This window comes from Roseinatronobacter monicus (assembly GCF_006716865.1).
GTDB lineage: Bacteria > Pseudomonadota > Alphaproteobacteria > Rhodobacterales > Rhodobacteraceae > Roseinatronobacter > Roseinatronobacter monicus.
Window position 1 is genome coordinate 1 of the sequence record NZ_VFPT01000001.1, and the last position, 15,000, is coordinate 15,000.

A 15,000-nucleotide genomic window follows, 5' to 3' on the forward strand; every position below is an offset into this window, starting at 1 on the left:
CGCGGCGATTGCGCCGTCGCGCGCCGCCTGCCAATCCGCGATGCGGACCACATCAATGCCCATAAGTGCGCCCGAGGCGATGATCGTGGGAATGGACATCAGCATGGACAGTTTTGCTGCATCATGGCGGCCATACCCCAAGGCGCGCGCGCCTGAGATCACGATACCGGAGCGCGAGGTGCCGGGGATAAGGGCGATGGCCTGCCACAGGCCCAGATAGAGCGCGTGCTTCAAGGTCCAGCCTTCGGATTTGCGGGTCTGTGGTCCCATCCGGTCGGTCAGATACAGCACAATGCCAAAGATGATCATCATCCAGCCGATCACGGCCACACTGCGCAATATTTCCATTACGCCAAGGAGTTTGAACACCAGCCCGAGGATCATGACCGGGATCGTTGCGATCACAAGGCAGAGGGCCAGAAAACCGCCGCGCGATTCAATCCGCCCGCGCATCAGTTCTGGCACGCCACGTGCTGCAAGGCCGACATCCTGTCTGAAATACCAGCACACCGCGAACAGGGTTCCGATATGCACCGCGACATCAATCACAAGCCCCTGATCGTCGAGCGAGGTCAGGGCCGGCAGCAAGATCAGGTGCCCGGATGAGGACACGGGCAGGAACTCTGTCAGGCCCTGAATGATGGCCAGAAGGAACAGATGGAAGAGCGGCATTTCAAACCCCTTTTGAGTCGTGCGCAACCTAGTTGGATATTCTGGGAAGGGGAATTTCAAAAGAAGGTCATGCATGCTGACATAAAAATGACGAAAAACTGCCTTGCGCAGACACCAGAGCGCGATTTATTCTAATTTAGGTCAGCACGTATGACTTTTCATGGTGCGAAGCACTGTGTAAAAGGTGAAAAAATTCTGGAGGATCAGCCATGGCTAAACAGCAAATGCTCCGTTTCGTGGATCTCGAGCGCGAGATGCCCGAAAAGCGTCCGCCGGATTTGCGGTCGGAAGATTTCGGTGAGATTTATGCCGAATACGGCGAAGAGAAAGCCGCAGATCAGGCGGGGCGTTGCAGCCAATGTGGCGTGCCGTATTGCCAGACCCATTGCCCGCTGCACAACAACATTCCCGACTGGTTGATGATGACGGCGACTGGCCGTCTGCAAGAAGCCTATGAATTAAGTCAGGCCACCAACACCTTTCCAGAGATATGCGGCCGCATCTGCCCGCAGGACCGCTTGTGCGAAGGCAATTGCGTGATCGAGCAGGCGGGTCATGGCACTGTGACCATCGGCTCAGTCGAGAAGTATATCACTGATACCGCTTGGGAAAAGGGTTGGGTCAAGCCGATTGCACCTATGTCCGAGCGTGGCGAGTCGGTCGGGATTATTGGTGCTGGCCCCGGCGGGTTGGCGGCGGCAGATATGCTGCGCCGTGCGGGCATTCAGGTTACAGTCTATGACCGCTATGATCGCGCAGGCGGACTGATGACCTATGGCATTCCCGGTTTTAAGCTGGAAAAGCCGATCGTGATGCGCCGGATCGACCAGTTGGAGCAGGGCGGCGTCGACTTCGTGCTGAATTGCAATGTAGGCGAGGATATCACCTTTGACGCCATTCGCGGCAAGCATGACGCTGTGCTGATCGCCACGGGCGTGTACAAGGCGCGCGACCTGACTGCCCCCAATGCCAATGCGCAGGGTGTGGTCAAGGCGCTGGATTTTCTGACCGCGTCCAACCGCAAGAGCTTTGGCGATGATGTGCCAGAATTCGACAATGGTGATCTGGATGCGCGCGGCAAGCGCGTGGTGGTTATCGGCGGCGGCGACACAGCAATGGATTGCGTGCGCACGGCTGTCCGGCAGGGCGCGAAATCTGTGCGCTGCCTGTATCGCCGCGACCGCGACAACATGCCCGGTTCGCGCCGCGAGACGCAGAATGCCGAAGAAGAAGGTGTGGAATTTGTCTGGCTTACGGCACCGTCAGGGTTTGTCACCGATGACGCGGGCAATCTGACCGGTGTGCGCGTGCAAAAAATGCGCCTTGGCCAGCCCGATGCAACAGGCCGCCGTGCGCCCGAAGTGATTGAGGGCGCGGATTACACCGAAGAATCTGAACTGGCGATTATGGCGCTGGGCTTCGAGGCCGAAGATTTGCCGGGCCTCTGGGGTGTACCGGAACTGTCGGTGACGCGTTGGGGCACGATCAAGGCCAAGTTCAACACGCATGAAACCGACCTGCCGGGTGTCTGGGCTGTGGGCGATATTGTGCGCGGTGCATCGTTGGTCGTCTGGGCGATCCGCGACGGACGCGAGGCGGCAGAGTCGATCATGACGTATCTTTCGGCCCCCGCACGGGTTGCGGCTGAATAATCCTTAGTCCTTTGGAAAAGGAATCTGAATAATGACAAACTATGATGCAGATTGGGCCGCAAACGAAGAAGCGCGCCGCGCCTACATAGCCGAGCATGGTCTTTACAAAGCAGAGGATGAGCATTCGTCCTGTGGTGTCGGGCTTGTTGTTTCGCTTGACGGGACACCCTCGCGCAAGGTGGTCGAGAACGGGATCGAAGCGCTGAAAGCGATCTGGCACCGGGGCGCTGTCGATGCAGATGGCAAGACCGGCGATGGCGCGGGCATTCACGTGCAGATCCCTGTCGAATTTTTCTATGACAAGATCCGCCGTACTGGCCACGAGCCGCGCATGGACCAGCTGATCGCGGTCGGACAAGTGTTTTTGCCGCGCACGGATTTTGCCGCGCAGGAACGTTCGCGCACGATCGTGGAAACCGAAGTGCTGCGTATGGGCTATTCGATCTATGGCTGGCGGCATGTGCCTGTAGATGTGATGGTTCTGGGCGAAAAGGCCAATGCCACCCGCCCCGAGATCGAACAGATCCTGATCCGCAACTCCAAGGAAACCGACGAGGAAACCTTCGAGCGGGAACTCTATGTTATCCGGCGGCGGATTGAGAAGGCAGTCACTGCGGCTGGTATCGCGGGTTTTTACATCTGTTCGCTGTCGTGCCGCTCGATCATCTATAAGGGCATGATGCTGGCCGAGCAGGTGGCCGAATTCTACCCCGACCTGAAGGATGACCGCTTCGAAAGCGCATTTGCGATCTACCACCAGCGCTATTCGACCAACACCTTCCCGCAGTGGTGGCTGGCGCAGCCCTTCCGCATGTTGGCCCATAATGGCGAAATCAATACGCTGAAAGGTAACCTGAACTGGCTGAAAAGCCACGAGATTCGCATGGCGTCATCGGCCTTTGGGGAAATGGCGGAAGACATTAAACCAATCGTGGCGTCTGGCGCGTCGGATTCAGCGGCACTGGACTCGGTGTTTGAAGTGCTGGTGCGCGCAGGGCGCAATGCGCCCATGGCCAAGACAATGCTGGTGCCCGAGGCGTGGTCAAAGCAAGCAGTCGAGATGCCCGAAGCCTGGCGCGACATGTATTCCTATTGCAACTCGGTGATGGAACCGTGGGACGGCCCTGCCGCGCTTGCCATGACTGATGGCCGCTGGGTTTGCGCTGGGCTTGACCGCAACGGGCTGCGGCCCATGCGCTATGTCGTCACCGGCGATGGCCTGCTGATTGCAGGTTCCGAGGCGGGTATGGTCGTGGTGGACGAGTTGTCTGTGCGCGAAAAAGGCGCTCTTGGGCCGGGTCAGATGATCGCGGTCGATATGAAAGAGGGCAAGCTGTACCACGATACCGAGATCAAAAACAAACTGTCGAAATCGCAGCCATTTGGCGAGTGGAACGACAAGATTGTCGATCTGAACGAAAAGCTAAGCGACATCCCCGAGACGCGCGGGATGGACCCCGCCGATCTGCGCCGCCGTCAGGTGGCCGCTGGCTTCACCATCGAGGAAATCGAGCAGGTTTTGGCCCCGATGGCCGAAGACGGCAAGGAAATGATCGCATCTATGGGCGATGACACCCCGTCAGCAGTGCTGTCGAAAGTGTATCGGCCATTGTCGCATTTCTTCCGTCAGAACTTCAGTCAGGTGACAAACCCGGCGATTGACAGCTTGCGCGAATTCCGGGTGATGAGCCTGAACACGCGGTTTGGCAACCTCAAGAATGTGTTGGACGAAGACAGCAGCCAGACCGAGATTCTGGTGTTGGAAAGCCCCTTTGTCGCCAATGGCGAATTTGACGAAATGGTCCGCGAATTTGGCGATCAGGTTGCATTTATTGACTGCTCCTTCCCTGCGGGCGGGGGCGATGATGCGTTGCGCGACGGGCTGGAGCGTATCCGCTCCGAGGCAGAAGACGCCGTGCGCTCTGGTGCCGGGCATCTGGTGCTGACGGATGAGCATCAGAATGCGGATAAGGTGGCCATGCCGATGATCCTTGCGACCAGCGCTGTGCACAGCTGGTTGACGCGCAAGGGGCTGCGGACCTTCTGCTCGCTCAATGTGCGGTCTGCCGAATGTATCGACCCGCATTACTTTGCTGTGCTGATCGGCAGCGGGGCCACGACAGTAAATGCTTACCTTGCGCAGGAAACCATTGCTGACCGGATCGACCGTGACCTGATCGAAGGCAGTCTGATCGACGCCATGCGCCGCTACCGCGATGCGGTCAATCTTGGGCTGTTAAAAATCATGTCCAAGATGGGGATCTCGGTCATTTCCTCTTATCGCGGCGGTCTGAATTTTGAGGCAGTGGGCCTGAGCCGCGCATTGGTGGCCGAATATTTCCCCGGTATGCAAAGCCGCATTTCGGGCATCGGCCTACACGGCATTCAGATGAAGCTGGAAGAAGTGCACGCCAAAGGCTGGCGCGGTGGGCAGGATGTCTTGCCGATTGGCGGGTTCTACAAGGCGCGCCGCTCGGGCGAGAAACACGCTTGGGAAGCCACGACCATGCATTTGTTGCAGCAGGCCTGCAACACGTCGAGCTATGCGCTGTGGAAGCAGTATTCCGCCGCCATGCAGGCCAACCCGCCGATTCATCTGCGCGATCTGCTGGACATCAAGCCCTTGGGCAAGTCCATCCCGATTGAAGAGGTTGAAAGCATCACGGCCATTCGCAAACGGTTCGTGACACCGGGCATGTCGCTGGGTGCCTTGTCACCCGAGGCGCATATGACGCTGAACATTGCCATGAACCGGATCGGCGCGAAGTCGGATTCGGGCGAGGGTGGCGAAGACCCGGCCCATGCACACCCGCTGCCCAATGGCGACAACCCTTGCGCCAAGATCAAGCAGGTGGCCTCTGGCCGTTTTGGTGTGACAGCCGAATACCTGAACGCCTGCGAAGAGCTGGAAATCAAGGTTGCCCAAGGGGCCAAGCCCGGCGAAGGCGGCCAGCTTCCGGGCATGAAAGTTACCAAGCTGATCGCGCGTCTGCGCCACTCCACCCCCGGTGTGACGCTGATTTCACCGCCGCCACACCATGACATTTACTCGATCGAGGATCTGGCGCAGCTGATTTATGATCTGAAACAGATCAATCCGCGCGTGAAAGTGACGGTCAAGCTGGTGGCGCAATCGGGCGTGGGCACGATTGCAGCAGGTGTTGCCAAGGCCAAGGCCGATATCATTCTGATTTCGGGCCATAATGGTGGCACCGGTGCCAGCCCCGGCACCTCGATCAAATATGCGGGCCTGCCATGGGAAATGGGTCTGTCTGAGGCACATCAGGTGCTTGCCATGAACAAGCTGCGCGAACGCGTGACGCTGCGCACGGATGGCGGGCTGCGCACGGGCCGCGACATTGTCATGGCGGCCATGATGGGGGCCGAGGAATATGGCATTGGCACTGCGGCGCTGATTGCGATGGGCTGCATCATGGTGCGTCAGTGCCAGTCAAACACCTGCCCAGTGGGTGTGTGCACCCAAGATGACGCTTTGCGCGCCAAATTCACGGGCAACGCAGACAAGGTGGTCAATCTGATTACCTTCTATGCGCAAGAAGTGCGCGAAACCCTTGCCAGTATTGGTGCCCGTTCACTGGATGAAGTGATTGGCCGTGCCGATCTGTTGGCGCAGGTCAGCCGTGGGGCGGCACATCTGGATGATCTGGACCTGAATCCGCTGCTGCTGACGGTCGATGGTGCGGAGAATATCCGCTATGATCGCAACAAGGCGCGCAATGCCGTGCCTGACACGCTGGATGCCGAAATCATCCGCGATGCTGCGCGTTTCTTCGAGGATGGCGAAAAGATGCAACTGTCCTACGCGGTGGAAAACACCCACCGCACCGTGGGCACGCGTGCATCCAGCCATATCGTCAAGCGGTTCGGTATGCGCAACAAGTTGCAGCCGGATCACCTGACAGTGAAGCTGGCGGGCAGTGCCGGTCAGTCGCTGGGCGCTTTCGCAGCGCCGGGGTTGAAGATCGAAGTGTTCGGCGATGCCAATGACTATGTGGGTAAAGGGCTGTCTGGTGGTATGATCGTCGTGCGCCCGCGCATGTCGTCGCCGCTGATCGCCCGCGACAACACGATCATCGGCAACACAGTGCTATATGGTGCGACCAACGGGCATTTGTTCGCGGCAGGGCGCGCGGGCGAACGGTTCGCGGTGCGCAACTCGGGCGCGAAGGTTGTGATCGAGGGGTGCGGTTCCAACGGGTGTGAATACATGACCGGCGGGGTTGCCGTGATCCTTGGCTCTATCGGGGCCAATTTCGGGGCGGGCATGACGGGGGGCATGGCATATCTCTATGATCCCGAAGGATTGGCAGAGCCGTTGATCAACATGGAATCGCTGGTCACCTGTCCGGTCAGTGTGCCGCATTGGGAAGATGAGCTGAAATCGCTGATCGAAATGCATGCACGCGAAACCGAATCGCAGCACGCGCTTGAAATCTTGCGCAACTGGGACATTGAGAAAGTGCATTTCGTGCAAGTTTGCCCGAAAGAGATGCTGATCCATCTGCCCTATCCGATCAGCTACGAGTCAGAGGCAATGCCTGCCGAATAAGGGCAGGGGCCAACATAGGCAAAAGGCGCGAAGCACCTGCTTCGCGCCTTTTCTATTTGTGGTGCAAGCGCCCCTTACAGCACGATCAGATTCATCAGATAGAACAGCATCGCCGAGAGCATTGCAGCCATTGGCACGGTGACAACCCACGCCGCCAGAATCGTGACGAAATGCGCGCGGCGCACAACCTTTTTGCGCTTGCGCACCTCCAGCGGGCTGGTGGTATCGACGCGTTTTTCTTTCAGGATACGCTCATGATACCATTCGCGGAAAAAGCCCACGCCAAAGATCGCGCCAATCGCAATATGGGTGGAACTGACCGGCAGGCCCAGCCATGACGCAAAGATCACCGTAATGGCCGCAGCCAGTGCCACACAATAGGCCCGCATGGCGTTCAGGCGCGTGATTTCACTGCCGACAATGTTGATCAGCTTTGGCCCGAACAGCAACAACCCGATGGACAGGCCAACCCCCCCGATCAGCATCACCCATAGCGGAATACCGACAGCATCAGATGCGCCACCATCGCGCACCGCGTGCACGATGGCCGCGACAGGGCCAATCGCATTGGCCACATCATTGGCCCCATGCGCAAAGGACAGCAGCGCCGCCGAGAAGATCAGCGGAATATTGAACAGGATTTTGAGCGATTTCTTGCGGTTCTCCATCCCCTCGCTTTGGCGGCGGATGACCGGGCGCATTGCAAAAGTCAGCACGATCCCGATACCAAGGCCGATCAGCACAGCCGTGCCAAAGGGGATTTTGATGATCTTGTCCAAGCCCTTGAGCGACAGATACGTGGCGAAACACCCGCCCATAATGCCAATCAGAATGGGCACCCAGTAGCGCGCCGCCTCGATCATGTTGGGGCGGTAGATGATGCGGGACTTGATGACCGCAAGGAATATGGCCGCAAAGATACCGCCCAGAACAGGCGAGATGACCCAGCTTGCCGCAATCCGCCCCATCATCGGCCAGTTCACGGCAGCAAAGCCAGCCGCCGCGATACCGGCCCCCATGACGCCGCCGACAATCGAATGCGTCGTGGAAACGGGGGCCCCGACCCATGTGGCAAGGTTGATCCATAGCGCGCCTGCCAGAAGGGCGGCCATCATTGCCCAGATGAAGACCTGCGTTTCGGCCACAGATTCGGGCGCAATAATCCCGCGCGAGACGGTGCCGACCACATCGCCCCCGGCGATCAAGGCGCCTGCGGTTTCGCACAGGGCCGCCACGATCAGTGCTGTGCCGATTGTCAGCGCGCGTGCGCCAACCGCCGGACCCATATTGTTGGCGACATCATTCGCACCGATATTGATCGCCATATAGGCGCCGATTATCGCAGCGGCGACGACCACAAGGCCCAACGGCTCGAAGCCGATAAAGGCTGCAACCGCCAGCCCGGTGATGGCCATAAACGCAAGCGCAAGCCCCGGTGCAACAAGCGGCCGCGAGGTGTAGGCAACCGCCTGTTCCATCGCGGAAATGCGATCCAGGTCTTTGTTCAGCGTTTTCCAGGATTTTTCTTCAATATCAGACACGCGGCGGCACTCTCTGTCATCAAACTGTCACAATGGGCAGTATCAGAGGCGCCAGAACGCGACAATGACCTTGATTACGTCTGTCTTGATTGTTCCGCAAGCCGTTGCAGCAATGCTTTCAATTCGGGCGGCTTCACGACTTCGGCGGCTTCGGATAGGGAAAACCACTTGCGTGTGCGCTTCTTCGCCTCGGGATAGGTGTCGCACAATTCGGACACGTCCAGCCGGTAGATCAGGGGCCGACACTGCACGGGCAGGCCGCTTTTCTTGATCTTGGTATAGGTGAATGCGCCAATCGGCTCTGCGCTGATGGCGCCCTTTACGCCAGCTTCTTCCCAAGCCTCGATTGCGGCCGCCTGATTCAGCGCCTTGTTGCGCATCGGCCAACCCTTTGGCGTGATCCAGTGTTCGCGCCGGAGCGTTTGCACCAGCAGCACTTCCGGCCCGTTTGGGCTGTCGCGCAGGCACAGCGCCGCCGCCTGCACAAAGGCAGGGCGAATGAACTCAAGAACAGTGTTCAGCATTTCAAGCGGCATGGACCGGACATTCATCTGCTGTGTTCCTTGTTAAAGCCCGAATGGCATAGTTTTGTTCCAGTGTCGTGTCAGTACCGGATCATTCCTGCCCCGGTGGAGTTCGCAGGGCCTTTACCTCGGCACGATGGGCCTTGGAGTCAAGACGCCGCCTTTTGCTGGCCAGCGTCGGGCGGGTTGGAATACGCCGTTTCGGACGCTCTAACGCCTTGCGGATCAGCTCGGTCATGCGGGCGCGGGCAATTTCGCGGTTCCGCGCCTGCGAACGGGTGTCCTCGACCCGCAACACGACAGCCCCGTCTTGTGTCCAGCGTCGCCCTGCCAGCCGCTTCAACCTTGCCTTAACTGAATCGGGCAGATTTGGGCTGCGCTCTGCCTCGAACCGCAATTCGACTGCGGTCGACACCTTGTTGACATTCTGCCCGCCCGGCCCAGAGGCGCGCGTGAAACTTTCGGTCAGTTCCCATTCCTGCAAGATGATCTGGTCGTTGATGCGCATGGCCTGCATCCGGTCAGTGAATCGAAAGGGCCGCCTTAAAAACAGGCGGCCCTAAGCGAGCTTCAGGAGATGGAGCCAATTAGAGCATCGGCCCAATCAGAAGGATGTCCCCATCGGGGCTACCGTCAGGACACGCCCCCTCTGACTGTCTTTGCACCTCTCTCCAACATCACTCTAGACACTGGACCACCTCCTTTCATTACGTTGCTGTTAATAGGATGGTGGCATATATTTTGTGTTTGTCAAAAGAAATTATGCGACAGGTTGCGTAAATTTCTTCACGATGAGTCGGAAAGGCACCAAGGCAAGCAGCGCCAGCGACAGTTTTACCCCCCAATCCGCGACCGCCAGACTAACCCAAAGCGGCATTTCAGGGCCGAAACCCAGCATTGGCAGGACTTCGCCCGCCCAAGACACGTCATTGGCGGGTTCGATGGAGGCCAGCGTGGCCGAAAAGGCGATGCTGAAAAATAAGGCAGTATCCAGCGTGGAGCCGACGAGCGTTGAGGCGAGCGGTGCGCGCCACCATGCGCCGCCATGTTTGTCTTCGCGCAACCGGTCAAAGATTGCGACATCGACCAGTTGCGCGGTCAGAAAGGCAATGCCAGATCCGATGGCGATGCGCAGTGTGACCAGAGGTCCGAACTCGCCCATGATCTGCGTGCCGATCAGCGAACAGGCAACCCCCACGGCAAACCCGACCCACACCACGCGGCGCGCAGCCGACGCGCCATAGACGCGGTTCATCACGTCATTGACAAGAAAGGCCAACGGATAGGTAAAGGCCCCCCATGTGAGCCAGTTTCCAAACAGGAATTGCACAAGGATATTTGAGGCGACAACAATGGCCGCCATGGCAAGAATGCCGGGCAGGTAAGTTCGGGTCATGTGAGTGTTCCGTTTTGACAAGGTTGCGGAGACTTGTAGTCGAAAGACCGGACGCCCTTAGATCAGAACGCCGCGCAGTGCAAGCGCGCAAGGGGGATGCGCCGAAAGGGATTCGGCGCATCTTCAGTCGGCAGGGCCGTTTGTGTTACTGCGCGATGCGCCCGTCCAGAACCGGAGAGAAGGGTTCATTCTCGGACAGGTGGCGTGCCAGAACCTCGGCCAGATCAATCGCCGTGTCATAGCCATTCATGCCCCCCTCGCGCAGCATGGCATAGCCATCACCGCCACCGGCCATGAAGTTGTTGGTCACAAGCCCATAGGTTTCGCCTGTGTCCAACGGTTCCCATCCCTCTGCGCCCATCACCTCTACATCCGAGACGCGACCAGAATCGGGGGCGACAGACAGGTCCAGCTTGAAGCGCAGGCCACTGACCTGCGGGAACCGCCCCGCGCCATCTTCCACGTCATTTACGCCATGTTCCAGTGCGGCCAGCAGCGTCTCGCCGGTTACTTCCAGCGTATAGAGGGTGTTCTGGAATGGCAGGACTGTCAGGACATCGCCCAGCGTGGCCGTGCCAGCCCCCATCGAGGCCCGAAGTCCGCCGCCATTGGTCAGGGCAACCCTGATCCCCTGATGGGCCACTTCGGCCAGCATGGCATCTGTGACGGTGTTGCCCATCTCGCATTCCTGCGCGCGGCATGTCTCGCGGCTGCCGTCGATATCGGCGGCAATCTTTGCCACAGGGCGGCGGGTCATTTCCTCGATAGGTGCGCGTAGCGGGGCGATCAGCTCTTCGATATCCTCGGCGGGGGCAAAGCTGGCATCCAGCAAGACGGTGTCACCGCTGGCCGCGATGACAGCGCCTTCATCGTCGAATTCCAGCGTCAGATTGCCCATATAGCGCGAGAATGCGAAAGCCTGCACAATTGGCACCGCGCGGCCAGACGGGCTGGCGACAAGGGTCGCATATTCTACCGCACCATCGACTGTGTTGGACATCAGTGTATGGCTGTGCCCGCCGATGATGGCTGATATGCCGTCCACGGCGGCAGCGATCTGCTGGTCGCGGCCATACCCGACATGGCTGAGCACCAGTATCTTGGTCACGCCCTGACCCTGCAACTCGGCCACGCCTTCGCGCAGATGCTCGATTTCATCCTGAAAGCTGACATCTTCACCGGGAGAGGACAAAAACTCTGTGTCTGGTGTCGTGATCCCAAGAATGCCGATCTGCTCGCCGTCACGCTCCAGCACCAGATGCGGGGTGATCTTGCCATCCAGCGCCGAGCCTTCGGCAACTTGGATGTTGCCTGACACAACAGGGAAATCTGCCTCATCAATCATGCGGGCAAGGTTTTCAGGGCCACGGTTGAATTCATGATTGCCGATGCCCATCGCGTCAAAGCCGATGGCATTCATCATCTGGATTTCGGCGCGCCCGCCATAGGTGGTGTAATAAAGCGTGCCCTGTGACTGGTCGCCCGCATCCAGCGTCAGGACAGGGCGCGCCTGTTCCTCATGAACGGCGCGATACTGGCGGATTGCGGTTGCCAGACGCGCAGCCCCGCCGAAGCAGTTATCTTCCTCGGAATCAGAGGGCGAGCAATTTGAATTGAAGCGGCTGATCTCATCCACGCGGCTGTGCATGTCATTGATGTGCAGCACCGCCAGTGAAAAGCCCGTTCCTGCCTGCGCGGTGCTAAGCGTGAAGCGTCCCGCGCCTGCCAGCGCCAGACTGGCCCCGGCGACCGACAGAAAGCCGCGTCGGCTAAGTGCTGTCTGATTTTTGTGAAATGCCATGTTCCGGGCCCCCTGTCGCTTGATTGCAGACTTCGTTACTTTAGTGTGCAGCCTGTCATGACGCTGTGACAGCGTTATGACAGGACACCGTTTCAAAGCTTACCGCTCAGCGAAAGTGGCGCAAGGATTTTCGCGCAAACGTCAGTTAGAGGCCAGAACTTGCTGACATTGTGCTGGAAGATCAGACATTGTGAACTCTCGCGGGTGTCTGCTGCGGGGGGCTGCGGGTTCTGTGCGTTCGCGCCGTGGCGGATTCAGGAAATCCGTGACCCACCATTGCAGCGTGTCATCACAGCCATTGCCGCCATTTGACAACTCGGCCACGGTGGGGGTCTGCGTGATGCAATGGCGGTCCCCGCGCGGGCATTTCAGGCGCACATGAAAGTGGTAATTATGGCCAACCGCAGGCCGGATCTTTTGCAGCCATGCAGTGTCGCCGCGTGTTGCTGTGCGGCACATCTCTAGCTTTACTGCAGCGGCCACGAATATCCGGTCAACGCGCGGGTCGAGGGCCGCCTGTTTCATCACCTCATGGTGCCGGGCGGTCCAGTTGGAATTGATGCTGCGCTGGTCTTCCGTCCGCACCGAGATCGAGCTGAGCGATTCGCGTTCGGCCACAGACAGATTCAGGCGGCTCGGCGGCAACATCCAGATATCTATATCCAGCCCGATCTGATGGCTGGCATGGCCCGAAGTCATCGGCCCCCCGCGCGGTTGGCTGATATCGCCGATATACAGACCGCGCCATCCGATCTGCACCGCCTTGCGCGACAAGTCCTGCACATAAGCAATCGCGTCCGGATGCCCCCAGTTGCGGTTGCGCGAAAGGCGCATGGCCTGCCATGTCGGACCGGTTTCCGGCAACCTCACAAGCCCCGCCGCACAGCCCTTGGCATAAGAGCCTATCGCCTCGGGTTGTTGCAAGGACGGCATGGGGTGGCCACCGAATAACTGATTGGCCAGTGACTGCGCCGCACCGGGCAGCGGGGCAAAGGCAAGGATCAGGGCGAAGAGGGGGATGCGCATTGGAACTCTGGTTCTCCTTCAGCTTTCACCCATAGTAGCAGGATCAGTCCAATAACAAAAAGCACAATCAGCGGCGTGACCCCAAGGCGCTGGCTGCCGGTAACTGTCGTCGCCAAAGCAATCAGCGCGGGCGCGATGAAGGAAATGACCTTGCCGGACAAGGCATAAAGGCCGAACCCTTCGGTCATGCGGTCAGGGTCGGCCTGCCGCACCATCATCGTGCGCGAAGCCGCCTGCAAGCTGCCCCCGCCTGCCCCGATCAGCGCGCCACAGATGTAGAACACAATATCCGGCAAGCTGGACCCCGCAACCACAGGCCTAAACAGAACCATGGTGCGGTCTGTGCCAACAATAATCGTGCACACCACGATCAGCAGCAGAATAGCACCGACGATGACCGGTTTCGGGCCAAAACGCGAATCAAGCCTGCCTGCAATCACGCAGGCAACAGCGCCGACTGCCGCTGCAAGAATACCGAAAACCCCAATCTGGACGATCGACCATTCCAACACGCCTGCCGCATAGATGCCGCCAAAGGCGTAGATGCCATTCAGCGCATCACGATAGACCATGGACGACCCAAGATACGCGAACAGGCTGCGGCGGCTGGGCAGGGCGCGCAGGCTGTCCTTCAACTCGGTCAGGCCGCGCTGAATGGCACCTGCCGCCGCTTTTCGGTGGGGTGGCTCTTTCACCCATAGAAAGAAGGGAATCACGAACACCATATACCAAAGTGCCGCAAATGGCCCGACCGCGCGCGTGCCTTCGCGCGCTTCAGGGTCCAGACCAAGGATTGGGGCATTTCCCAAGAGTGTGACGCCCCGGTCATTCTCGGCCAGCAACAGCAGCATCACAAAGAGTGAAATCAGGCCGCCGATATACCCCAATGCCCATCCGGTTCCCGAAATCCTGCCCCAGTCTTCGCGCTTGCCAAGCGTGGGCAGCAGAGAGTTTGTAAAGACAATGCCATATTCCAGCCCCACCATGCCAATGGCAAACGCCACAAGAATCATGATGAGTCTGCTTTGATCGGCATCAGGCACGGCCCACCACAGCATAGACGACCCTGCAACATACATCGCGGACCACAGCAGTATCCAACGCTTCTTGGAGCCGGAGCAATCTGCAATCGCGCCCAGAACGGGCGCAAAAATAGCCGTCAGCACCCCCGAAATCGCCAGCATCCAGCCCCACATGGCCTGCCCGCTCACCGGGTCTGGTGCGACGTAGGATGTGAAATAGGGTGCAAAGATGAACGTGAGCAGCAAGATATTATAGGGCTGGTTGGCCCAATCGAACATCCACCAACCCCAAATACGTTTGCGCAGCACCGTCATGTGACCTCCGGGTCGCTTATGCGCCGCCACTAATGCAGCGCTGTTCCATGCTGGCAAGCATGAAAGCGACATGCAACCGGCCTTTGGTGGAATGCCCAAAATGCAATACCGCGCGCCCATATGTCAGGCCGCGGATGCAACGGAAAAAGGCTGCCGGATCGCGATGCGTCCCGGCAGCCCCTTGTGACTATCGTCCTGCATCAGCGCAACAAGGCGCTGAGCAACTGGAGTCGCGCGCGTCCATGACATCATTGCCCTAAACGCGCGCAAAACCCTCGATTATTCGGGCAGGATGACCGCATCAATGACGTGGATCACACCATTGCTGGCTTCAATATCCGCTTGCGTCACAGTTGCGCCGTCCACCGTTACGGTGTCACCGACACCAATGGTCACAGATGCGCCATTCACGGTTTCTGCCATCATGCCATCTTCCAGATCGCCAGACATGACCGCACCTGGCACCACGTGATAGGTCAGG

The 15,000-nt window shown here is 58.9% G+C and carries 11 protein-coding genes (1 of these 11 only partly in view); 2 read left to right on the forward strand and 9 right to left on the reverse strand.

All coding sequences use genetic code 11. The features are described 5' to 3' along the window. Window positions 1-672, reverse strand: a 672-nt coding sequence (locus BD293_RS00005; protein ID WP_142079258.1) for an undecaprenyl-diphosphate phosphatase, incomplete at its 3' end; no start/stop codon positions are given. Window positions 673-881: 209 nt separating this feature from the next. On the opposite strand from BD293_RS00005, the gene BD293_RS00010 reads away from it, so the two are divergent. Together BD293_RS00010 and gltB are read left to right on the forward strand one after the other, a co-directional pair. After that, window positions 882-2,324, forward strand: a complete 1,443-nt coding sequence (locus tag BD293_RS00010) for an NAD(P)-dependent oxidoreductase (protein ID WP_142079259.1) — start codon at window positions 882-884, stop codon at window positions 2,322-2,324. Window positions 2,325-2,355: 31 nt separating this feature from the next. After that, the gene (gene gltB / locus BD293_RS00015; RefSeq protein ID WP_142079260.1) at window positions 2,356-6,894 is read left to right on the forward strand and encodes a glutamate synthase large subunit; all 4,539 of its coding nucleotides are present in this window, start codon (window positions 2,356-2,358) and stop codon (window positions 6,892-6,894) included. 74 nt (window positions 6,895-6,968) lie between these two features. Here gltB and BD293_RS00020 read toward each other — a convergent pair whose 3' ends face one another. The 8 genes from BD293_RS00020 to BD293_RS00055 form a co-directional block, all read right to left on the reverse strand. Then, window positions 6,969-8,435, reverse strand: a complete 1,467-nt coding sequence (locus BD293_RS00020; RefSeq protein WP_246086163.1) for an inorganic phosphate transporter — start codon at window positions 8,433-8,435, stop codon at window positions 6,969-6,971. A gap of 74 nt (window positions 8,436-8,509) precedes the next feature. Then, window positions 8,510-8,986, reverse strand: a complete 477-nt coding sequence (locus tag BD293_RS00025; RefSeq protein ID WP_142079261.1) for an NUDIX hydrolase — start codon at window positions 8,984-8,986, stop codon at window positions 8,510-8,512. Window positions 8,987-9,050: 64 nt separating this feature from the next. Then, window positions 9,051-9,467: an alternative ribosome rescue aminoacyl-tRNA hydrolase ArfB gene (arfB, locus tag BD293_RS00030; RefSeq protein ID WP_142079262.1), complete on the reverse strand. Its 417-nt coding sequence runs from the start codon at window positions 9,465-9,467 to the stop codon at window positions 9,051-9,053. A gap of 252 nt (window positions 9,468-9,719) precedes the next feature. After that, window positions 9,720-10,355, reverse strand: a complete 636-nt coding sequence (locus BD293_RS00035; protein WP_142079263.1) for a queuosine precursor transporter — start codon at window positions 10,353-10,355, stop codon at window positions 9,720-9,722. 145 nt (window positions 10,356-10,500) lie between these two features. Continuing rightward, window positions 10,501-12,156: a bifunctional metallophosphatase/5'-nucleotidase gene (locus BD293_RS00040; protein ID WP_142079264.1), complete on the reverse strand. Its 1,656-nt coding sequence runs from the start codon at window positions 12,154-12,156 to the stop codon at window positions 10,501-10,503. A 141-nt stretch (window positions 12,157-12,297) separates the two neighbouring features. Next, on the reverse strand, window positions 12,298-13,182 hold the full coding sequence (gene mepA, locus BD293_RS00045; RefSeq protein ID WP_142079265.1) for a penicillin-insensitive murein endopeptidase: 885 nt from the start codon (window positions 13,180-13,182) through the stop codon (window positions 12,298-12,300). Further along, window positions 13,158-14,519, reverse strand: coding sequence for an MFS transporter (locus BD293_RS00050; protein WP_142079266.1), 1,362 nt, complete (start codon window positions 14,517-14,519; stop codon window positions 13,158-13,160). The genes mepA and BD293_RS00050 overlap by 25 nt, the downstream gene beginning before the upstream one ends. A 279-nt stretch (window positions 14,520-14,798) precedes the next feature. Further along, a protein-coding gene (locus tag BD293_RS00055; RefSeq protein WP_142079267.1) for a fasciclin domain-containing protein crosses the window boundary here: on the reverse strand, window positions 14,799-15,000 show its 3' portion. 284 nt of this gene lie beyond the right edge of the window; the window shows 202 of its 486 coding nt (coding positions 285-486); its start codon lies off the right edge, out of view — the gene reads right to left on this strand; its stop codon occupies window positions 14,799-14,801.